General features: G+C 53.9%; 19 protein-coding genes and 1 tRNA gene. 6 read left to right on the top strand and 14 right to left on the bottom strand.

The features are described 5' to 3' along the window. Window positions 1-124: 124 nt before the first annotated feature. The 11 genes from ASD8599_RS03420 to ASD8599_RS03370 form a co-directional block, all read right to left on the bottom strand. The gene (locus ASD8599_RS03420) at window positions 125-616 is read right to left on the bottom strand and encodes a 3-hydroxyacyl-CoA dehydrogenase family protein (protein WP_108827234.1); all 492 of its coding nucleotides are present in this window, start codon (window positions 614-616) and stop codon (window positions 125-127) included. Beyond that, window positions 613-1527 (bottom strand): helix-turn-helix transcriptional regulator, encoded by a 915-nt coding sequence (locus ASD8599_RS03415; RefSeq protein WP_108827233.1) that lies wholly within the window; start codon window positions 1525-1527, stop codon window positions 613-615. The genes ASD8599_RS03420 and ASD8599_RS03415 overlap by 4 nt, the downstream gene beginning before the upstream one ends. 157 nt (window positions 1528-1684) lie before the next feature. Further along, the gene (gene boxA, locus ASD8599_RS03410; protein WP_108827232.1) at window positions 1685-2881 is read right to left on the bottom strand and encodes a benzoyl-CoA 2,3-epoxidase subunit BoxA; all 1197 of its coding nucleotides are present in this window, start codon (window positions 2879-2881) and stop codon (window positions 1685-1687) included. Beyond that, window positions 2878-4329: a benzoyl-CoA 2,3-epoxidase subunit BoxB gene (boxB, locus tag ASD8599_RS03405; protein WP_108829980.1), complete on the bottom strand. Its 1452-nt coding sequence runs from the start codon at window positions 4327-4329 to the stop codon at window positions 2878-2880. The genes boxA and boxB overlap by 4 nt, the downstream gene beginning before the upstream one ends. Window positions 4330-4417: 88 nt before the next feature. Further along, window positions 4418-6076, bottom strand: coding sequence for a 2,3-epoxybenzoyl-CoA dihydrolase (gene boxC / locus ASD8599_RS03400; protein WP_108827231.1), 1659 nt, complete (start codon window positions 6074-6076; stop codon window positions 4418-4420). Between the two features lie 107 nt (window positions 6077-6183). Next, complete coding sequence (locus ASD8599_RS03395; RefSeq protein ID WP_108827230.1) at window positions 6184-6606, bottom strand: DUF309 domain-containing protein; 423 nt, start codon at window positions 6604-6606, stop codon at window positions 6184-6186. Then, window positions 6599-7423: an alpha/beta fold hydrolase gene (locus ASD8599_RS03390; RefSeq protein ID WP_108827229.1), complete on the bottom strand. Its 825-nt coding sequence runs from the start codon at window positions 7421-7423 to the stop codon at window positions 6599-6601. The genes ASD8599_RS03395 and ASD8599_RS03390 overlap by 8 nt, the downstream gene beginning before the upstream one ends. Beyond that, window positions 7420-8949 carry a benzoate-CoA ligase family protein gene (locus tag ASD8599_RS03385; RefSeq protein ID WP_108827228.1) on the bottom strand — a complete coding sequence of 510 codons (1530 nt, stop codon included), beginning with the start codon at window positions 8947-8949 and terminating at the stop codon, window positions 7420-7422. Before ASD8599_RS03385 ends, ASD8599_RS03390 begins: the two co-directional genes overlap by 4 nt. A gap of 106 nt (window positions 8950-9055) precedes the next feature. After that, a complete protein-coding gene (locus tag ASD8599_RS03380) occupies window positions 9056-10372 on the bottom strand; it encodes a TRAP transporter large permease (protein WP_108829979.1) in 1317 nt (438 codons plus the stop codon). A 37-nt stretch (window positions 10373-10409) separates the two neighbouring features. After that, on the bottom strand, window positions 10410-10979 hold the full coding sequence (locus tag ASD8599_RS03375) for a TRAP transporter small permease (RefSeq protein WP_108827227.1): 570 nt from the start codon (window positions 10977-10979) through the stop codon (window positions 10410-10412). Window positions 10980-11048: 69 nt separating this feature from the next. Further along, window positions 11049-12098: a TRAP transporter substrate-binding protein gene (locus tag ASD8599_RS03370; RefSeq protein ID WP_245925913.1), complete on the bottom strand. Its 1050-nt coding sequence runs from the start codon at window positions 12096-12098 to the stop codon at window positions 11049-11051. Window positions 12099-12504: 406 nt separating this feature from the next. Here ASD8599_RS03370 and ASD8599_RS03365 point away from each other — a divergent pair, with 406 nt between their 5' ends. Both ASD8599_RS03365 and ASD8599_RS03360 read left to right on the top strand, forming a co-directional pair. Next, window positions 12505-14991 carry a CheR family methyltransferase gene (locus ASD8599_RS03365; protein WP_108827226.1) on the top strand — a complete coding sequence of 829 codons (2487 nt, stop codon included), beginning with the start codon at window positions 12505-12507 and terminating at the stop codon, window positions 14989-14991. Window positions 14992-15340: 349 nt separating this feature from the next. Then, complete coding sequence (locus ASD8599_RS03360) at window positions 15341-15988, top strand: hypothetical protein (protein ID WP_108827225.1); 648 nt, start codon at window positions 15341-15343, stop codon at window positions 15986-15988. Window positions 15989-16009: 21 nt separating this feature from the next. Here the strand turns inward: ASD8599_RS03360 and ASD8599_RS03355 are convergent, their stop codons facing one another. After that, window positions 16010-16354 carry a RidA family protein gene (locus ASD8599_RS03355; RefSeq protein WP_108827224.1) on the bottom strand — a complete coding sequence of 115 codons (345 nt, stop codon included), beginning with the start codon at window positions 16352-16354 and terminating at the stop codon, window positions 16010-16012. Window positions 16355-16423: 69 nt separating this feature from the next. On the opposite strand from ASD8599_RS03355, the gene ASD8599_RS03350 reads away from it, so the two are divergent. Next, the gene (locus ASD8599_RS03350) at window positions 16424-17050 is read left to right on the top strand and encodes a glutathione S-transferase family protein (RefSeq protein WP_108827223.1); all 627 of its coding nucleotides are present in this window, start codon (window positions 16424-16426) and stop codon (window positions 17048-17050) included. A gap of 158 nt (window positions 17051-17208) precedes the next feature. Here the strand turns inward: ASD8599_RS03350 and ASD8599_RS03345 are convergent. Next, window positions 17209-17285: transfer RNA gene (locus ASD8599_RS03345), tRNA-Met, on the bottom strand. Window positions 17286-17337: 52 nt separating this feature from the next. Next, window positions 17338-18372, bottom strand: a complete 1035-nt coding sequence (gene hemE, locus ASD8599_RS03340) for a uroporphyrinogen decarboxylase (protein WP_108827222.1) — start codon at window positions 18370-18372, stop codon at window positions 17338-17340. 105 nt (window positions 18373-18477) lie between these two features. On the opposite strand from hemE, the gene hemC reads away from it, so the two are divergent. The 3 genes from hemC (at window position 18478) to ASD8599_RS03325 (ending at window position 20887) form a co-directional block, all read left to right on the top strand. Continuing rightward, complete coding sequence (gene hemC, locus ASD8599_RS03335; protein WP_108827221.1) at window positions 18478-19422, top strand: hydroxymethylbilane synthase; 945 nt, start codon at window positions 18478-18480, stop codon at window positions 19420-19422. Between the two features lie 83 nt (window positions 19423-19505). Next, window positions 19506-20450 (top strand): fatty acid desaturase family protein, encoded by a 945-nt coding sequence (locus ASD8599_RS03330; RefSeq protein WP_108827220.1) that lies wholly within the window; start codon window positions 19506-19508, stop codon window positions 20448-20450. Next, window positions 20447-20887, top strand: a complete 441-nt coding sequence (locus ASD8599_RS03325; protein ID WP_219928850.1) for a GNAT family N-acetyltransferase — start codon at window positions 20447-20449, stop codon at window positions 20885-20887. Before ASD8599_RS03330 ends, ASD8599_RS03325 begins: the two co-directional genes overlap by 4 nt. Window positions 20888-20909 lie beyond the last annotated feature (22 nt).

Raw genomic sequence — 20909 nt, 5'->3', positions numbered from 1 at the left:
TATGCCGCACGTATCACACGGTCTTCCCAAAACAGTTCGGCGTAGCGCATCACCACGCATCAAACCCCGAACCTAGACCAGAAACCGTTAACAATGGATTTCACCCCTTTAAGGGGAGTACATTTTAAGAAGCGGTTTGGGCTAAAAATTCGGTTAAATCGTCTATGTTCATTTGCAATTGCCGCGCTACGGCGATTGGATCCGTTGCCTTTTCACGAAGAAAAACCGAAACGGGCGTTAGAACAGAATGGACAATTTCAGCATCGCTCATAGGGGTGCGCGTCACCTTGGCAAAATGCGCCTCTTCCAGAATAAGATCTTCCATCAACGGGTCAATCACCGCCCCGCCGCCACCCGGGTAACGATAAAAGCCCACGCCACCTATCTTGCCGATACGGCCTTCCGCGACCATGCGTGGCAACACAGGGCTACGATATGCATTGCGGCGTTTGAGTACGTGCAGCAAGCCAACGTGATCCTGCATTTCCAACGGCCCCACCAGAAAGCCCGCCCCGACAAGGGCTTCATCCAATTCCCACGGATTCGTATGAGACCACAAAAGCGTGTCACAGGCCGCCCAAAGCACGTCTTCAACTTGTGAAATCTCAAATGTCACGGTCCACGTTGTTCGATAAAGCGATGTTTCGCGATGGTGGTCAAAACATCGTTAACAGACGACTGTTGCGGCCTGTTTGATGTGTCCACCTGCGCCAGCGCCGTTTCATACAAATGGCTTCGCGCCGCGAGCAACGCCTTCAGTTGGTCCATGGCTTCGGGATTGCCCTCCATAGGGCGCAAGTCGCCCTGCGCACGAACACGGGCCATATGTTCCGCAGGACTGGTGCGCACCCAAATCGTATGGAAGTAGGTTTTCAACAACGAAAACGTCTTTGGTTGCGCAACGATGCCGCCTCCCACAGACATAATCAATCGGTCGTGCGCCGAAACCACGGCCTCTATCGCTTCGGATTCCATCGCGCGGTATCCGTCTTGGCCATACAGTTCCATGATTTCGGAAGCTGGCATGCCCACGCGACTTTCGATTTCCGATTTAAGCTCAACAAACGGGATGTTCAAAGCCGCTGCCGACTTTTGTCCAAGCGTCGATTTGCCGGCACCGCGCAGACCGATCAGACACACACGTTGCGCCCGTAGTGCATGCGGGTTTTGCACAACAAGCATACGCCGCACTTTGCCCTGGGTTTCGGAGCCTGCGTTTTGGTAAAGCTGCGCGATCTGTCGGGCCTCTCGTGTGGTGTCGCCGGTGTCGCTAAGCAAATCTTCGATGCGGGTGTTCAGCGCGGATGCAACACGCTGCAACAGCAAAACAGAGATATTGCCTTCGCCACTTTCCAACTGCGCCAGATAGCGCGGCGAAACACCGGATCGTTCGGAAAGTTCACGGCGCGGCATACCCAATTCTTTTCGCACAGCACGCACACGGCCCGCCAAGCGCATAATCAACGTCTCACCACCGTCGACTTCACGGTCGGTTTCAGACTGCTGGATTTCCAAATTTTGCGTCATGTGTGTCGGCACCAAAGTATTCCAAAAGCGCAAACCGTTTAGATTGACTTGCAGATATCAAACTGTGGCAAACCCGATAAAAGGCAACAAAACTGGTCGAATTTTAAAAGCGCCCTGCCTGCGGTGGGTTGTCGCAGGCAAGGTATGGCGCACCTGCCTAGTATGTTTCGACGTGATACCGCCCGTTGTCACGCATTTCATCGCGTTTTTCAGTCCAGTCAAATCCGGCTTGTCTGGAAATATCGCCCAGTGCTTCCTCAACACCAGCTTCCATCGCCTTTAATCCGCAAATGTAAATGTGACCTTTCGGATGGGACAGTAAAGCTGCGATATCATCCATATTCTCGCGTAGTTTATCCTGCACATATACTTTCGGGGCATCGCCCATTCGGCTGAAGGCAAAAGACTTTTGCAAGAAGCTGTCAGGCACCTTTTTCAGTGGTCCAAAATAGGGTAAATCCCGCGGACTGCGGGCACCAAACACCAGTGACAAAGCCCCTGTAACCGATGGCATTTCACGCTGTCTGTGCATTGTCATGGCGCGAAACGGGGCGGATCCGGTTCCTGTGCATATCATCAAAACCTGTGCCTGCGGATCGGATGGCAAAAGAAATGTCGCCCCGAATGGCCCTGTGATTTGCACGGTGTCGCCTTTGGACAAATCACATAGGAAATTTGAACACAGGCCGTCGTCTTCGCGCTTCACCGTCAAAGACAAATTGTTGTAGCCGGGCCGCTCACCATCCCTTGGGCTGGACACAGAATATAGTCGGGGCAAATGCGGATTGCCTTGCGCGTCGGTACCGGGCGCTATGACACCCACGCTTTGCCCTTCCAACACAGGGAACGGCAGCGATCCCAAATCCAGAATAATATGGCGCACATCCCCGTCGCTGTCTTCTTCGGTCAGACGGTAGTTGCCCTGCACTGTGGCGGTCGCAGGTTTGCCCAATGTGTACATGTTGATAGTTGGTTTAGACGCAGTTGCCGGTGCTTTGGCTTTACCACCGGCACCTGCGTGTGCTTCCGCCAAAAGCCGGGCAATCACATCATCCGTGCCATCGCCGTCGCCCGTGCCCTGCGCCGGGGCGATGTCTTCTTGAACGGGCAGCTCTTCCCATTCGAACTGTGCGTCCAAAGAATAGGGTGTATCGACCACCCGCCATTCGTCGATTGACCCCGTTGGACAAACCGGGATGCAGTCCATGCAAAAATTGCATTTGTCGGCATCCACAACCACATTGTCGTCGTTGTGGGTGATCGCCCCTATCGGGCACGTCATTTCGCACGTGTAACAGCGGATGCAAATTTCCGGGTCGATCAGGTGTTGTTTGAAAGGCGTGGGGTGGGTCATGCCATATGCAACTTTACATATTCGAAATCGCCGGGCTTGTTGTCGATGCCAACCTTCGGGGGTGCGATCCATGTCGCGTATTTGCCGGGCTCAAAGCAGGGCTTCATCAGCGATGTGATGAAATCGCCATCCGCTTTGGTGGGCAGCCATTCATGTTGGCGCTTGGTCCATTCGTCTGTCGACATGATGTTGCCGTCGGGATCAACCGCTACAGAGGAAAACACGCCAATCTGGCGGTGGAAGCCTTCATGTGGCATTTTGAACGCAAATTCCACGCCCGACTTTGCGATCAGTTTGTTCCAACGCCCGACACCGCCAGAGGCATCGCGCACATAGTCGTCGCGCAGGCGCATGTTGATGGCGGTCAGGGCGGGGACATCTTCGGTCAGAATCTTGCCATCGACAATCGAGGTCACAGCATAGGTGTCATTGTGCAGCTTATGGTCATCATCAATGCGCTGCTCCATGTAGCGGCCCTTGATGCCGGAATTGTAAGCGTTGGCAGCGTTGGTGCTGACCTCTTGGCCAAACAGATCGAGGCTCAGGGTGTAGTGCAGGTTCAGCTTTTTCTGGATAGTCGGCAGGTCGATGACGCCTAAGTCACGGATTTTGTTGATGTCATAGGGGTCGGTGATACCATTGGCAGCCATCGCTTCCAGCGTTGCTTGAATGGTGCGGCCAACGCCGGTTTCACCAACAAACATATGGTGGGCTTCTTCGGTCAGCATGAAACGGCAGGTGCGAGACAAAGGATCAAAGCCAGACTGGGCAAGGCTTTCAAGCTGCATTTTACCGTCGCGGTCGGTGAAATAGGTGAACATGAAAAACGATAGCCAATCAGGCGTTTCTTCATTGAACGCGCCCAACATGCGGGGGGCATCGTCGGATCCGGAAGAACGGACCAACATGTCATCGGCCTCTTCACGACCGTCTTTGCCAAAGTACTTTTGCAGCAAATAGACCATTGCCCACAGGTGACGGCCTTCCTCGACATTGACCTGAAACAGGTTGCGCATGTCATACAGCGACGGGGCGGTCAGACCCAGAAAGCGCTGCTGCTCAACAGAGCCCGGCTCCGTGTCGCCTTGAATAACAATCAAACGCTTGAGCATGTTGCGATACTCGCCCGGCACCTCCTGCCACGCAGGTTCGCCGTAGTGCTCGCCCATGGGAATGGTGCGGCCCTCGACAGCAGGGGCCAGCAAAACACCCCAGCGGTATTCCGGCATCTTCACGTAATCAAATTTGGCCCAGCCTTTGGGGTCAACGGAAACGGCGGTGCGCAAGTAAACCATGCTGTCCTGAAAATTCTGCGGGATCAGATCGTTCCACCAGTTGATGTAGCCGGGATGCCATTTCTCCAGTGCTTTCAGAACCTTCTTGTCTTGGGACAGGCCCACATTGTTGGGGATTTGCGTGTCATAGCTTACGTTCATCAAGTCCATCATCATCTCCTCAGAGGCATGGTGCGGCAAGCCACACCTTACGGTTTCATCTCATTAAATTCTCAACTGCGCCCATGCAGTGCACGGTGCATCACACCCGCTTCATGTCGTATGTGCCACGCACGCCCGTCCCGTAACGCTGCAACGCACCCTCCTCGCCCACGGCATTGGGGCGTTGGAAAATCCAGTTCTGCCATGCCGTCAGACGGCCAAAAATGCGGGTTTCCATAGTCTCTGGCCCAGCAAAACGCAGATTGGCCTCCATGCCAGTCATCGCGTCGGGGCTGAAACTGGCGCGTTCTTCCATGAACAGGCGGACTTCATCCTCCCAGTCGATGTCGTCGTATGCGTAGGTGACAAGGCCAAGGGCTTCTGCGTCTTGGGCCAACAATGGCGCAGCCAGCTGCGCCTTACAGGCGTCAACGTCATCCGGGCTGCCCAAAAAACGCGTTTGCAAACGGGTTAAATCATTGCTCATCGGATATGTTCCAAAGTTGCCCGATGTCAGCATGATGGTGGCCTCGGACCGATCATCGTCGTCAAATTCCTCCAGCATCATGTAGCTGCGGTCCGCCGACCACAAAAGTTCGGCCAAGGGACCAGCAAAGCAACTGCCGTGTTCAACAATAGCCACCAGAGATCGAGACGTTACATCAACGCGCTTTAGAACCCGCTTCCAATATTGCAGCACTTCATTGGCCAGCCAGTGATCGCAATTGTTGAGTAAAAGCGCTTCGTGTGCGGCGACACGGACCGGATCACCTACAGTTTGAAACGCGATCAAACCCAATTTCAACTCATTGAACCTTAAGTGTAAAATCGCATCGTCAAGTTCGCGGGCGCACCGCAGAAGCCATGCCTGTGCACCCAATGTGGTGAATGCGCCCATATCGGTCGGCGCATCATCCGTTGGACCATTTATCGTGATCGTCGCACGGTGGGCCGCCCGATCAAGGGCAACAGAAACCGTTGAATAGGTCAAAGCTGTTTCCGAAATCTCGCGCTGCAGTGGCGGCAATGCGATGCCTGTTGCGGCTCCGGCCTTGGACGGGCCCGCGGCCAATTCCGCGGCGCGCATTTTAACCCCTTCGTCAAATTTGGAGTTGGCAAAAACCTCATCCACAAGACCCCACTCTACGGCGCGTTTGCCTTTCACACCTTCTTCAACGGAACAAAAAACATCCGCCCGATCACGCCGTACTTTCCGCTTGTCGGTGACCCGTGTCAGCCCGCCGGTGCCCGGTAAAACCGCCAACAACGGCACTTCAGGCAAAGACACAGACGATGCGCTGTCGTCGGTCAACATCAAGTGGTTGCATGCCAACGCCAGTTCGTATCCGCCACCCGCGCAGGCCCCCTTTATTGCGCAAATGTAGTTCTGATCGCTGTCAGTCAAGGCCTTTTCGTAAGTGTTGCGCGTTTCATTTGTGAATTTACAAAAGTTGACTTTATGGCTGTGCGCGGCCCCGCCCAACATGCGAATATTGGCGCCGGCACAAAACACTTTGTCTTTGCCCGATTGCATGACAACAACCTTCACTTCAGGGTGTTCAAACCGCATACGCTGCACCACATCTGCCAATTCGATGTCGACACCCAGATCGTAGGAATTGAGCTTGAGCTGGTAGCCCTCAAACAGACCTGCGTTTTCATCCACATCCATAAACAGATTGGCAATCGGGCCGTCATATTCGACCCGCCAATGCCGATATTGGCTTGGATCTGTTTGAAAATCGATACGCTTTGTCATGGGCCGCCTTCCGCACAAACCTGTATTTTGAGAAATATAGTACAACAGTTCAGTGCAATGCGGCACTTGGAGATGCCAAAACCTACACAATTATGCACTTTAAAGCATTATTTGCTAATCGTTACTCTGGTTTGGTGAACCCAAGATGCAATCATTTGCACATCCAACCCCAGCATCGTGCCTGCGTGCCCTTTCAAAAGCGCATCAACCATATCGCACAGGCGCAACACGGCGTTTGGCTTTCCCATACGGTGTTTCAAGCGGGCATTGGCAAGCTGGATGATGGCTTGCGTCACATCCCGTTCAGGCGATGGATCAGGCAAAGCCAACCAAACGGCTTCCAATACTTCGTGGCATTCCCAAAAATAGCCGGCTTGCAGGTATTTGAGCCCCACTGACCATGCTTGCGTGTCTTGGACGGCAGCGTCCGACGCAACTGACGCTTTTATATCATCAAACCACCCTTCGGGGTGCCGCGCATTTTGTCCCGGCACATACGCATGCGGCGGCCAAGGGACGGTGTCAGACAATGGGTGATGGCGATTGCTCAAACGCCTGCAGTCGCGTGCAAAATTCGGTGATGGCGGTCAGGGTGACGTCTGGCGCTTCAAATTGGGGCATGTGGCCAATATCATCCAAAAGCAGCATTTCAAGAGGCGCGTAAATGCGATCTTCGATTTCTGTGATTTGATCCAAAGACCCGTAGGCATCCTCGGATCCTTGAATAGCCAACACAGGAATACGCCAATGGTCGATTGAATCCGCGATATTCCACCGAACCTGATCGGGGTGCGTCCAACGGTCATGCCAGCCAAAAAACGCAACATCAGGGTCAGCATGATGGCGCGCCATCTTCTCGCGCAATCCACCAGTTTCATACGCCTTCCGCACCGACGACATATGCGCCAAACCGCGCGGGTCCGCAAAGAAATGCGGTGCGATCAACACCAAACCACGAACACGCATGTCAGACACAGAGCCCGCGTAAATGGCACAGATCGAAGCGCCTTCGCTGTGGCCCATCAACACACAGGACCCAACACCCAAAGCATCCAACACAGCACCCAGAACATCTTTGGCTTCGCGATCCGCATAATCCATTGGCCGTGGAAGCGGCACAGTTGATGACTGCCCGTAACCGGCACGCGAATATGCCACAACGCCCCAGCCTGTTGCAGCTGCCAAGCGTTCCGGCAGATCGCGCCAAAGGCTCAGACTGCCCAGACCTTCGTGCAACATCACTAGTGTGGGCGCCTGATCCGGGGTGGGCCCGAAGCAGGCGTATTCCAGGTCTGCGTCTCCGACATGCAGGCGTGCGTCTGGCGCCGAAGTCCAAGGGGCTGTCATTGGGTATCCTCGCGCAGTTTAAAGCGCTGGATTTTACCGGTCGCCGTTTTTGGCAAATCGTCTACCACCTCGACCCAACGCGGGTATTTCCATTTGCCAATCTTGTCTTTGACGTGGGTTTTTAGCATCTCGCCGATCCCGTCAGCGGACACGCCGCTGTTCAATACAACAAAGGCCTTGGGCTTTTCCAGCCCGTCCGCATCTTTGTGCGCGACGACAGCGGCCTCCAACACGTCGGCATGGGCCACTATCGCGGATTCTACCTCGAAGGGTGATACCCAAATGCCGGACACTTTGAACATGTCGTCCGTGCGCCCGCAGTACACAAACAGCCCGTCTTCGCGGCGTTCATATTTGTCACCCGTGTGGGTCCACATCCCTTCAAACGTGGCGCGGGATTTGTCACGTTGGTTCCAATACCCGCCCGCCGAGGATGCACCATTCACCAACAACTCACCGACCTCTCCTGTCGGGACGTCCACGCCTGCATCATCCACAAGCCGCACCTCATACCCCGGAACAGGACGTCCGGAGGTGCCATAGGTTACATTCCCCGGCGCGTTGCTTAAAAAGATGTGCAACATCTCGGTAGATCCGACCCCGTCCAGAATGTCGATGTGCATCATAGCCGTCCATCGCTGTCCAACATCTGCAGGCAAAGCTTCACCCGCCGACGCACACAATCGCAGTGGTGCGATGACCGGGCCGTGCGCATCCATGTAGGCCAGCATCGCCGCATACAGCGTAGGCACACCGAAAAAAATCGTCGGGGTTTCCGTGTTCAAAATGTCGACGACCACGTCTGGTGTAGGCCGCCCAGCGAACAGAACGGTGGTGGCACCTGCCGACATCGGAAAGCTCATTGCATTGCCCAAACCATAGGCGAAAAAGAACTTTGCTGCCGAATACACCGTGTCTGTTTCGCGGATACCAAGCACTTGGGCGCCGTAGGTGTCACAGGTGGCTTTTAACGCCGAATGGACGTGATGCACACCTTTTGGCGCACCTGTAGATCCCGAGGAATACAGCCAGAACGCAGTTTCATCGTCGCTGGCGTCGAACGCGCGTTCGGGGCGGGCGTCTTGCATGAAATCGTCAAAGCTTGTGTTGCCTTTTGCTGCGTTTCCAATCACGACCACATGCCGCAAATAGGGATTGTCCGCCAATATAGGGGCAACAGTGTCAAAGAGCGCGTCAGACACAAACAATATCGTCGCCCGTGCATCGCGCAAAATCGCATCGTAGATAGGGGCAGTTAGCAAAGTGTTCAGCGGTACAGGGATCACCCCGCGTTTGATGGCCCCCCAGAAAATTTGCGGGAATTCAATCGTGTCCAGCACCAGCATCGCGGCCCTGTCTTCGGGGGTGATACCCGCGCGGTTGAACGCCCCGGCCGCAATGTCAGACTGTGCCGCCAATGCACCATAGGTCAGGCTGCGCCCCGTTCCGTATTCGCGAAACACAACCTTGTCGCCACGCCCTTCTTCGACGTGTCTGTCTACAAAGTACACTGCGGCATTGGCCATGGCTCCGTTCTCCCCCCAACGTGGCTATAACATGCATTATCCTGCAATCAGGACATTTTCCTCGCAAACACTAATCCAAAAAATGCATTTTAATGCAGCGTGTCTGCTAGGGTATCAGGAACAACGTGATTGCCGGAAACGCCACCAAAATAACCACACGCACAATGTCAGACCCGACAAAGAACATAACCGCTTTATAGGTTTCGGTAATGCGTGTTTCGCGGTCCATCGCGTTGATAATGAAAAGGTTCATACCAACAGGCGGTGTGATCAATCCGACCTCGACAACGATCAGAACAAGAATACCGAACCAGATGGCGACATGTTCGGGGCTCATCCCGAAGTCCATCGCGGAAATCACCGGAAAGAAGATCGGCACTGTCAGCAAAATCATCGACAAGCTGTCCATGACACAGCCAAAGATCATGTAAAATGCCAGGATGATGGCCAACACAACCCAAGGGCTTAGCCCAAGGTCCAGCACGTAATCCGCCAGATACTGAGGCACGCCAGACAGCGCCAAGAACCCGTTGTAGAACCCCGCGCCCAGCACGATGAAAAAGATCATGGCGGTGGTTTTTCCGGTGCCCAGCAACGATTCCTTAAATGCGGGCCACTTCAAATTGCCAGACATCCACGCCACCAGCCCGGTGCCAGCCGCGCCAATGGCCGATCCTTCCGTTGGGGTGAACCAGCCCGCATAGATGCCGCCCACAACCAGTCCGAAAATGGCCAGAACAGGCCACGTATTGCCAAGTGCCTTCCAACGTTCAGCCATGGGCACAGGCGGGCGTGTACCAGCAGATCCGGGGAACAATCGCACATAGATCGAGATCGTCAGAATATATCCAACGGCGGCCAAAACGCCCGGCGCGAAGGCCGCAAGGAACAGTTTGGCAATGTTTTGTTCCGTAATGATTGCGTAAATTACCAAAATCACGGACGGGGGGATCAGGATGCCCAACGTGCCGCCGGCGGCCAGAGTTGCAGTGGAAAACCCACCGGAATAGCCGTAGCGGCGAAGCTCTGGCAAAGCGACTTTGCCCATAGTGGCGGCTGTGGCCAAAGATGATCCGCAAATCGCCCCGAAACCGGCGCAGGCCCCGACAGCGGCCATTGCAACACCGCCCTTACGGTGCCCCAGAAAGCTTTCTGCCGCTTTGAACAGCGATGTGGACATGCCCGAAAGGGTCGCGAATTGTCCCATCAACAAGAACAATGGAATGATCGACAGCGAATAGCTGGAAAATGTCGTGTAGGTTTCGGATTTCAGCTTGGACAGAAGCGGCGTTGGATTGCCGTTCATCGCGAAATACCACCCCCCGATGCCACAAAGGAACATCGCAAGGCCAATGGGCGCACGCAGAAAGATCAGCCCCAAAAGCACAGGAAAGGACCAGAACCCAAGTTCCAGACGCGACATATCCGCGAACGGCAAAAGATCAAGAAATGCGGTCATATCAATTCTCTGGCAGCAATGTGCGACCTGTTGTGGCCTCACCCACGCGTAAAATCGCGCAATAGATGGCTGTTAAACATGCCACGCAAGCGGCGGTGAAGCTGGCGGCATAAGACCACCAGACAGGCATTTGCAGGAAAAAGGTCGTTTCACCATTCCCGATGTAGCGTTGCATGCCTTCATACAAGCGCCATGAAATGAAGATGATCGTGACGCTTAGCACAACTTCCCAAAACGCGCGCAGCACGCGCAAAGCGCGCGGCGGCAAAGCGGATGTAAACACATCCACAGTCGCATGGGCGTTATACAGCTGGCAGATCGGAAAAAATGCAAAAATGGCAAAAGCGACACCGGATTCAAGCAATTCATAACTGCCGTTGATTTCCCCGACGCCCATTTCGATCACGCGATTGGCAAAGCCACCCAAGATCGAATTTGCAAAATCTGAGTGCATGAATTTGTTCAGAGATCGCCCGACAATAGACAATGTTGTCAGCACGATAATCGCAATCAGGACAAACCCACCAATGATGGCAGTGATACGGGCAAGAGATCGGAAGAAAGTATGCATGGCGTCGCCTGATGTTACGCAAAACCGCGGCGCAGGTCACGCGCCGCGGTTATTGGTGTTGGCTTTGGTTTACTCGGCTGAGTATTTTGCGATCAAGGCACGGGCCTCGTCGATCAACGCTTGGCCGTCTTTGCCTTTGGCGTCCATATCCGCGACCCATTCGTCATAGATAGGTTGCGCGGCATCGCGCCATGCCTGAACAGCGTCGCCCTCAACGGTTACGATGTTGTTGCCACGCGCAACAGCTGCGTCCCGCGCCGGACCGTCTGCACCTTGCTGGGTGGTGCCAGCAAAGACAGAGAACTCAAGACCAGAGTTGTCGTCGATCACCTTTTGCAGATCAGCAGGCAGGCTTTCGTAACGGTCTTTGTTCATCGCCAGAACAAAGGTCAAAGTGTAAAGCGACACACCGGAAAATTCTGTGTGGTTGCTGACCAGTTCCGGCACTTTCAACGCAGCTGTGACTTCCCACGGGATTGTTGTGCCATCGATCACACCTTTGGACAGCCCTTCAGGCACAGCTGGTACAGGCATACCGACAGGGGTTGCGCCCAGCTTGTTCAGGAACGTGTTGATAGACCGTGACCCACCGCGAATTTTCAGACCCGCCATATCGGCTGGTGTCTTCACTTCTTTGTTGGTGTGCAACATGCCCGGACCATGCACCCACGTGCCAAGAATATGCACATCGCTGAATTCGGTGTCTTTCATGTGGGTTTCGAACATTTCCCAATAGGCGCGGCTGACAGGGCCTGCGCCTGCTTCCGTCATCATGAACGGCAGTTCGAACACTTCTGTGGACGGGTAGCGGCCCGGTGAATACCCGACAACTGTCCAGACGACATCGGCCACGCCATCGATGGCTTGGTCCATCAATTCAGGGGGCTTACCGCCCAACTGCATGGACGGATAACGATCCACTTTGATGCGCCCGCCAGAGGCCTCTTCAACGTTGTCGGCCCAGACATCCAGCACCAGCTTCGGCACATTGGCTTGCGCTGGCAGGAAATGGTGCAGTGACAAAGTCACCTCCTGAGCGGCCGCCGACGTTGCACCGAACCCCATTGCAAGTGCCGCGGCCCCTGCCAAATGCAGAAACGATTTCCGAGTAAGTGACATGTTTTATCTCCCTTTTCTTCATTCATGCGCCGCTTAGGGCATCATTATTCTGTAAGTGTTAAGTGAGATGGAAGGCACTGTCACCCGCATTTGCAACTGTCTTTTGATCCGGCGCATCACAATGCATTCTGAGACATTTTGACGGAACGGCTTGGTTCTTGCCCTCAAATCGCTCGGAATCTGCGTTGAACAGTCTACTTTAGACGTATTGACCCAAAAGCAGACACCGCTGACACAGGTTTGCATCTGCATCGATGCGACTTGTGGTTGCGTCACGACACAGGATGGAAGACATTCAGCAAGGATGGGGTCCGAATACGGGCGGGACAGCTTAGCGCAAAGCCAACATGAATTTCATGGCAAGGCTATGGTGCGGCATAGAAATATGAAAGTACGTGGGGACAGAATGTCTGACACTGATGGTTTGATTTTTGTAGGTATTGCAGCGTCTGCTGGTGGTTTGGAAGCTGCGTCATTGTTGGTGCAAAATCTGCCGATTTCGGCAAATGCGGTGTATGTCATGGCGCAGCACATGTCGCCGACACACAAAAGCTTGCTGACGTCATTGATTTCTCGTGAGACCAAATTGCCTGTGGTCGAATTGAAAGATGAAATCACCCCGGAACCCGACACAATCTACATCACGCCGCCAAATCTTGATGTGATGGTCGAGAACGGCAAAATCAGCCTGCACAATCCCAGCGGCCATCCTGCAACGCCCAAACCGTCGGCGGATCGCTTGTTCAAAAGCATCGCAGCAGATTGCGGGGATCGTTGCGTGGGGATCGTATTGTCCGGCACAGGCACCGACGGATCCTATGGCGTGCAAGCCATCCGCGAATCTGGTGGCATCACGATTGCGCAAGACACTGCGTCCGCCAAATATGATGGCATGCCCGCATCTGCCATTGAAACAGGCTGCGTTGACTTGACGCTGACACCTGCACAAATGGGCCAGCATCTGGAGAAAATCCTGTCGGTTCCACGCGACTTTGATGCGCTGCGTCACATCAACGACCAACCGAACCGGTTATCGGAACTGCTGCAGATCCTACTGGCCCGCACGCGCATCGATTTTCGCGACTACAAAGACAACACCATCAATCGCAGGATCAACCGCCGTATGGTGGCTTTGGGCATCGACGACTACGAAAGCTACGTGCAGCACTGCCGGACCTCGTTGGAAGAAGTTGACGCATTGCACCGCGATTTGCTGATTTCTGTGACGCGTTTTTTCCGCGATCCCAGACAGTTTGAACAGTTGGCCGAAGAAGTCAGAACTTTGGCCCGTAATCGTCAACGCCAGCAATTGCGCATCTGGGTTGCGGGATGTGCGACCGGCGAAGAAGCCTATTCACTGGCCATTCTGATATCCGAAGCGCTGGGTGGGCCCGAGGTGCTGGAAAAAAATTCTGTCCAGATTTTTGCCACAGACATCGACGAACGCGCTTTGGAGGTTGCACGCAAAGGCGTGTACCCGATCACCGCCGCGCAAGACATTCCGCCCCAGTATCTGGAACGCTATTTCACAACTACAGGCGGTAATCTGGTGGTGTCTCCCGAAATTCGCGCCATCACGTTGTTCTCGAAACATAACATTTTTCAGGACCCGCCCTTTATCAACGTCGATCTGGTCACACTGCGCAACGTCCTGATCTACTTTAACGCGCTGTTGCAGGAACGGGTACTCAACCGGATTCATTACGCCCTCAGCCCTGGCGGGTTGTTGTTTCTGGGCACTTCAGAAACTGTCGGGGCGCTGGATGTCCAGTTTGAAGCCCGCGCAGGAGCAGACAAAATCTATTCCAAGCGTAACTTGGCACGACGTGACGGGGTCGCGGGCTTTATGGACCAGCGCCGGCTTGGTAGCTCGATCGCGCAAGCCAATTCGCAAACCAAAGCAACAAACGCCGCCGTGTCGGAGGCCGAAATCCAGATGTTCGACGCGCTGGCAAAATCCGTCGCGCCCAATGGCTTTATAGCCATGCAAAACAGCAACATTGTACGTGTCTTTGGGGACATAACCCCGATCATGCAGCTGACAGAAGATACGACGCTGACGTTAAACACCCGTATTCTGCGTGCAGGCTTGCGCGACGAGGCACCCAGTTTGATTTCTATGGCCGCCAAAGCGAAAATCGCGCGTGGCGGGCGGTGGCACAAAATTGCAGGGCTGGATTTCAACGAGGTCCGTTTGGTTTGCTATCCGATCATCAACCCCAATGGCGAAAACCACTTTTTGATGGCTATGGTCACCCGCACCGAAACGGACACCGAAACCATCGTGGAGTCTTTGTCTGACAAGGAACGCACAAAATACATTCTGCAAATCGAAAACGAAATGCAGTCGACACGTGAAGCGCTTCAGCAAACGGTGGAGGAGTTGCAGACCTCTAACGAAGAATTGCAGGCCGTAAACGAAGAAATGCAGTCCACCAATGAAGAATTGCAATCAACCAACGAAGAACTGGAAACCTCAAACGAGGAATTGCAATCAACCAACGAAGAGCTGATCACCGTCAACGAAGAAATGCAGATCAATTCAAGCGAATTGCAAAGTGTGACGATTGAATTGTCGGCGGTTTTGAACAGCACCCCCTACCCTGTTTTGGTGGTGGATCAGGCACTTATCATTCGCCGCGCGTCAACCCAGGCTTTGGAGTTCTTCGAGATCGAAGAATTGCCTCAAACCGGCATGCACCTTTCATTATGTCGTTTGCCAGACGGCTTTCCGAGCATCACAAAAAGCGCCAGCGAAGTATTCAGGCTTCGCGAGCCTTTGACTGTACCGGTCGAAGAAGACGGCAAAAAATTGCGTATGGACTACGCGCCGTTCTCTGACAGCATGGGCACAATGCTGGGGATGACATTGTCTATTATCAGGCTGGACTAAGCCACCGCCGGTTCCCTGCGATTGGCTGCCCCGCATCTTATGCATTTGGGGCGGTCGCGTTGTCGTTTGTTTTAACGAAAGTAAACGTCGCGCACGTTGCTTTTACCATTCTCAAAGCAAGCTCAGGCAAAACTTTCGCATCTTGTTCATAAATGCAGCGACACCATGCGATCCAATATTTCCAAGTATACAACGGTTTGTGCGCATCTATGCCAGTACAAACGTACGGTTTTGGCAAAAGTTTGCCAATCGAGGATGTGCGTTAAAAAACACACCTTTCCCGTGCGGTCGGTAACTTTTTGTTAACATTCATTTGGAAAAAAGACTTACGGAAAAGGGGATGTAACACGTGACGGCTTTAGCTCAATCCAGCTCATTTGCGATCACTCTCATCGAAGACATTGCCACACAGCAATACGTTGTACGCGCAGTCGATGTGAACGCAAAACAGTTCAACCACCGGGTGTCCTTCAAGCAAAACGAACGTATCGAAGATGTGTTTAACAGCGTTCTTGTTGAAACCATTACGACGCTTTTATCCCGCATCAATCAAGAAAACATGGTGTTTTCCATTCCAGATAAAATCATTGAAACACAGGGGCTTATCTTGGGCAGATTGCGTATGCTGGTGACGCAGTCATCAGAAGGGATGCGCAATGTCATTATTCGGTTTGCGCATTTTATTGGTCATTTCCAAAATGCATTCACTGCACGTTTTGGGTTTGATTCTGCATTAGAAGATCAAAAACGTGTGGCGGAGACAGCCCTGTTTCTGGACATCTCCAGCCCCATCCTGAACATCATCAGCGCGTTAACTGAAAGTGCCCTGCCCGATGGTTCAAAAGTGTCGCTGGAAACACGTTTGAAACAACTGCATCTGGATACTGAGGAATTCCGCTTTTATCTGGAACTTTTGCGTCGTCATGCCATCCAAAGCGCCGATGGGCCGCTGCACAGCGTGACACCGCACAGACAACGCATCAACTCTGCGGTGTAATTAGCCCTTAGGATCAGGCCCCTACAGCGCAGCGATAACCAATATCTCAACCAAAAAACCAGGTCGCGCCAGTTTCGCTTCGCCGCAGGCGCGCGCGGGGGCATGCCCTTTTGGCACCCAAGCATCCCAGACCTCGTTCATCGCCTCGAAGTCCCCCATGTCAGCCAGCCAAATTGTCGTTTGCAAGATGTTGCTTTTGGATGTGCCCGCTTCGGCCAGCAATACATCCACCTTGTCCAGACATTGCTGCGTTTGATCCGCAACGCTGTCGTCCAGGGTGCCGACCTGCCCTGACAAGTAGACGACCCCGTTGTGCGTAACGATCTGGCTCATGCGCTGATTTGTGTGCTGGCGTGTTATCGACATAGTGATGCTCCTGTTGCTTGACCCTTTGTGTAAACCATCACACCCTGCCCGCAAAGGGAGACACACTTCATGATCAAACTGTACAGTTGGACCACCCCGAACGGTCGCAAAGTATCAATCGCTTTGGAAGAAATGGGACTTTCCTACGAATCAGTGCCCGTGAACATCGGCAAGGACGAGCAGTTTGCGCCATCCTTTCTGAAAATCAGCCCCAACAATCGCATCCCTGCCATCGTCGACGGTGATGTCACCCTTTTTGAAAGCGGGGCAATATTGCTGTATCTGGCACAAAAGTCAGGCAAGTTCATGCCAGACTATGGAAGTGAGCAATACTGGAAGATGATGCAGTGGTTGATGTGGCAAATGGGCGGGTTTGGCCCGATGCTGGGTCAGGCGCATCATTTCCTAAAATACAACGCCGGCACGTCCGAATATTCGGAACAGCGTTTTCATTCAGAAGCCAAACGCCTGTACGGCGTTCTGGACCGTCACCTTGCGCAATCCCCCTACATTATTGACACCCTTAGCATTGCGGATTTTGCCATTTGGCCATGGGCATCACGTTTTGAGTGGCATCAAATAGATCTGAATGCGTTCCAGCATGTTAGACGCTGGTACTTGGAACTGGCCGCCCGGCCGGGGTTTCAGCGCGGCTACAAGCAGCCTTTGAACGTTGGTGATGTGCCATTGGTCTAAGTTGCATGGGGGCTCTGCCCCCAAACCCCCGAGATATTTTTAGCGAAAAGAAGACCAACGGCACGAGAAGTTTGGACATTGGTGCGAGATACAGACCGAACGCACGTGTCGTCCCCTCAAATGGGCATCATTTCACAAAGTAGTCAGTAAGAGGAAAGTGGTGGCGTGGGGGAGACTTGAACTCCCGACCTATCGATTATGAGTCGATCGCTCTAACCAACTGAGCTACCGCGCCTTCGGGCCGTGAATTATGAGACAAGGGCGCAGTCGTCAACCCTCAAATCACTTCAATTTTCCCGCACAGCGTCAATCATGCGCTGAACATTGTCTGGATCGGCGTCTGGCGTGATGCCGTGACCCAGATTGAAGATGTGCGGCCCCTTCGAAAACGCCTTAACAATGGCCTTCGTTTCATCCACCAGCGCCTGTCCGCCAGTGACCATATGGGACGATGCCAGGTTGCCTTGTACACAGCCGTCGACCTGCACATGCGCAGCCCCCCAGTCTGCAGACACAGAATTGTCCAGCGCCACACAATCCACACCAGTCGCTTTGGCAAACCCGATGTATCCATCACCTGCTTCGCGCGGAAACCCGATGACGGGGATGTCTGGGTACTTGGCTTTAAGGGCCGCGGTGATTTTACGTGCAGGTTCAAGAGAATACTTCTTGAACGCATCCCCTTTTAGGGACCCAGCCCAACTGTCGAAGATTTTCACAACTTCAGCGCCGGCTTCAATCTGCGCCAGCAAATAATGAACGGTTGCTTCGGTGATCTTGTCCAGCAACGCCTCGAAGACAGCAACATCGTTTTGCATCAGCGCATGTGCCGGACCTTGATCCGGTGTGCCACGCCCGGCAATCATGTATGTTGCAACAGTCCAAGGCGCACCTGCAAAGCCGATCAACGTCGTGTCAGACGGCAGTGCACGCGACAGTATTTTCACTGTCTCGTAAATGGGATTCAGAGTTTCATGGATGTTGTCCACCGAACCCAATTTATCCAAATCTGCTTGGGAGGTGATGGTCGACAATCGTGGCCCTTCGCCTGTCACAAACCATAGATCCGCGCCAAGCGCCTGGGGAATCAACAAAATGTCCGCAAAGAGAATAGCCGCGTCGAACCCATAGCGCCGGATAGGTTGCAAAGTAACTTCGGCGGCCAAATCTGGATTGTAACAAAGCGACAAGAAATCCCCGGCCTGTGCACGCGTCGCTTTGTACTCGGGCAGATAGCGCCCCGCCTGACGCATCATCCAGATCGGTGGCGTCGGCAATGTCTCACCAGCCAGAGCGCGCAAAATAGTTTTGGTGGGGGCCATTGTCTTATCCTTCGTTTCCGTAGCATCTTGTCGATAACGCTTGACCCTTTGTTGTCAACACATCACCAGTTGTCAATCTAAGTTGACACAATTAGGCTGCGACATATGACTGTGCATCTTCCGACCCCCGCCTCCCCTTTAAACATTGGCACACGCGGCTCTCCGCTGGCATTGGCGCAGGCCTATGAAACCCGCAGCAGGCTAATGGATGCGTTCGATTTGCCGCAGGAGGCTTTCGAAATCGTGATCATCAAAGTGACAGGGGACATGATTCAGGACCGCGCTTTGAAGGAGATCGGCGGCAAGGGTCTGTTCACGCGCGAGATCGAAGAAGATTTGTTGGCAGGCAAAATCGACATCGCCGTCCATTCCATGAAAGATATGCCCACCATCCAACCCGACGGGCTATTGCTGGACACGTACTTGCCGCGTGAAGATGTGCGCGATGCCTTTATTTCCCCCACTCTCAATGGCATTTCCGAACTGGCCGCAGGCGCTGTCGTTGGCACGTCCAGTCTGCGCCGCAAGGCACAACTGTTGAACCGCCGCCCGGACCTGAATGTTGTCGAGTTTCGCGGCAACGTGCAAACACGGTTGAAGAAATTGGCGGATGGTGTGGCGGAATGCACTTTTCTGGCCTGCGCGGGACTAAACCGCCTGAGTATGGACGAGGTGCCAGCAACCCCTGTTGAAACCAGCGATATGTTGCCGGCAATCGCTCAGGGCGCCATCGGAATTGAACGCCGCTTGGACGATCCACGAATGGAGCACATGCTGGCCGCCCTGCACCATACGCCAACGGGTCAACGATTGGCTGCAGAACGGGCGTTTCTGAAACGTCTGGACGGGTCCTGCGAAACCCCCATTGCAGGCCTTGCGGTGCTGGAAGGCGATCAACTGCGTTTGCGCGGCGAAGTCCTGCGCCCTGATGGAACAGAGGCCATCGGCGGTGAGCGTATTGGCCCCATCGACAGCGGTGAAAAAATGGGAATTGCATTGGCGGAAGAGCTTCTGGACCGTGCAGGCGACGGCTTTTTCGACTGGCATTAACCGGTAATTGGTCGGCAGAACCCGCGCAGCGTCACTTGGCATTTGCCTTGACGGATCGTGGGTCCATCTGAAACGCTGATCGTATGACACCTGGAAAAGCATATCTAAGCAGCGATGAAATCCGCCCTTTGGCTGCACGATCCGATGGAATGGGACTGTGGCTGGTCCTGCATTGCTGGGGCGTGATCTTTGGCGCTGTTGCGGTTTTTGCCGTGTTCCCCAACGTGCTGACTGGTATTTTGGCCGTTATCATCATTGGCTCACGCCAGTTGGGACTTGCCATTTTGATGCACGAAGCGGCACATGTCGCCTTGTTCAAAACCCGCCGTTGGAACGAATTTGCAGGCGAATGGATATGCGGACGCCCGATCATGGCAGAGATGTTCGCCTATCGTCACTATCACCTGACTCACCATAGGTTCACCCAAACCGACAAAGACCCCGACCTGGCGCTATCTGCCAAATTTCCCGCCAGTCACGCTTCGATCAAACGCAAGTTTATTCGGGACCTGACCGGCCAGACGGGTGTGAAGTTGCTGATGGCACAGATCATGACCCATGTGCGGCTTGCCGGGGACGATGAAGCCATGGATGCCGCCAAAACCGACGCTGCGCAGGCATTCAAATCAACGGACCTCGTCAAGTCGTTGGTGATGTTTTCAAGTGTCGCGTTGCTTATGAGCCTTGCAGGCGCGTGGTGGTACGGGCTGGTCTTTTGGGTGCTTCCCTATCTGACGTGGTTCCAATTCGTTTTGCGGGTGCGCAACATCGCAGAACATGCCGCCACAGAGACGTCCGATGATCCGTTTCAAAACGTGCGAACAACCCATGCCAACTGGATTGAACGGGCATTGGTTGCCCCCTATTGGGTGAATTATCATCTGGAACACCACATGATCATGCACGTCCCATGCTGGCAGTTGCCAAAGATGCACACAGCTTTGTTGCGAAAGGGCTTGGGGCACCGAATGAAAACGGCACCCAGCTATGCGGCGGCTCTCGCAGAGGCAGGCTGGGGACGCACTTGACCCGTTTCCTGACGTCTGAGGATGCGGAAAATGCCTGCGCCTTGCTGGCCCATCTTATGCCCGACATCGCAGCACCGACTGCATTTGCAACGCTGATAGATCACCCCGGCACCTTCATAGCAGGGGCACATGCCGGTGGTGACCTGATTGCAATGGCAACACTACACCTTATGCCAAATATGACCCAAAGCGGGCGCCCATACGGGGTGATCGAAAATGTGGTGACGCATCCAGACCATCGCGGAAAAGGCCACATGCGAGGCGTGATGGCGCATCTGCACAAGCAAGCCTGGCAGGCCAATGCCTATAAAATCATGCTGATGACGGGACGCGATACCGGGGCCAAAGGGTTTTACGAAAAGCTGGGGTATTCAGCAGACCAGAAACACGGGATGCAAATCAGGCAGGTGCCGCCACGCACAACACACACCAAATAGCGGGATGGTGGGTGGGGCGTCT

Source organism: Ascidiaceihabitans donghaensis (genome assembly GCF_900302465.1).
Classification (GTDB): domain Bacteria; phylum Pseudomonadota; class Alphaproteobacteria; order Rhodobacterales; family Rhodobacteraceae; genus Ascidiaceihabitans; species Ascidiaceihabitans donghaensis.
Note: the sequence above shows the minus strand (reverse complement) of the source record. Positions and strands in the feature narration are given on the sequence as shown.

What these genes read in the sequence shown, in the direction of transcription:
- boxA (WP_108827232.1), bottom strand. Translation starts at nt 2,881, where the DNA reads ATGACCCACCCCACGCCTTTCAAACAACACCTGATCGACCCGGAAATT.
- ASD8599_RS03380 (WP_108829979.1), bottom strand. Translation starts at nt 10,372, where the DNA reads ATGTCGCGTCTGGAACTTGGGTTCTGGTCCTTTCCTGTGCTTTTGGGG.
- boxC (WP_108827231.1), bottom strand. Translation starts at nt 6,076, where the DNA reads ATGACAAAGCGTATCGATTTTCAAACAGATCCAAGCCAATATCGGCAT.
- ASD8599_RS03370 (WP_245925913.1), bottom strand. Translation starts at nt 12,098, where the DNA reads ATGTCACTTACTCGGAAATCGTTTCTGCATTTGGCAGGGGCCGCGGCA.
- ASD8599_RS03415 (WP_108827233.1), bottom strand. Translation starts at nt 1,527, where the DNA reads ATGACGCAAAATTTGGAAATCCAGCAGTCTGAAACCGACCGTGAAGTC.
- ASD8599_RS03385 (WP_108827228.1), bottom strand. Translation starts at nt 8,949, where the DNA reads ATGGCCAATGCCGCAGTGTACTTTGTAGACAGACACGTCGAAGAAGGG.
- boxB (WP_108829980.1), bottom strand. Translation starts at nt 4,329, where the DNA reads ATGATGGACTTGATGAACGTAAGCTATGACACGCAAATCCCCAACAAT.
- ASD8599_RS03375 (WP_108827227.1), bottom strand. Translation starts at nt 10,979, where the DNA reads ATGCATACTTTCTTCCGATCTCTTGCCCGTATCACTGCCATCATTGGT.
- hemC (WP_108827221.1), top strand. Translation starts at nt 18,478, where the DNA reads ATGACTGTGCATCTTCCGACCCCCGCCTCCCCTTTAAACATTGGCACA.
- hemE (WP_108827222.1), bottom strand. Translation starts at nt 18,372, where the DNA reads ATGGCCCCCACCAAAACTATTTTGCGCGCTCTGGCTGGTGAGACATTG.
- ASD8599_RS03355 (WP_108827224.1), bottom strand. Translation starts at nt 16,354, where the DNA reads ATGTCGATAACACGCCAGCACACAAATCAGCGCATGAGCCAGATCGTT.
- ASD8599_RS03365 (WP_108827226.1), top strand. Translation starts at nt 12,505, where the DNA reads ATGTCTGACACTGATGGTTTGATTTTTGTAGGTATTGCAGCGTCTGCT.
- ASD8599_RS03390 (WP_108827229.1), bottom strand. Translation starts at nt 7,423, where the DNA reads ATGACAGCCCCTTGGACTTCGGCGCCAGACGCACGCCTGCATGTCGGA.
- ASD8599_RS03350 (WP_108827223.1), top strand. Translation starts at nt 16,424, where the DNA reads ATGATCAAACTGTACAGTTGGACCACCCCGAACGGTCGCAAAGTATCA.
- ASD8599_RS03330 (WP_108827220.1), top strand. Translation starts at nt 19,506, where the DNA reads ATGACACCTGGAAAAGCATATCTAAGCAGCGATGAAATCCGCCCTTTG.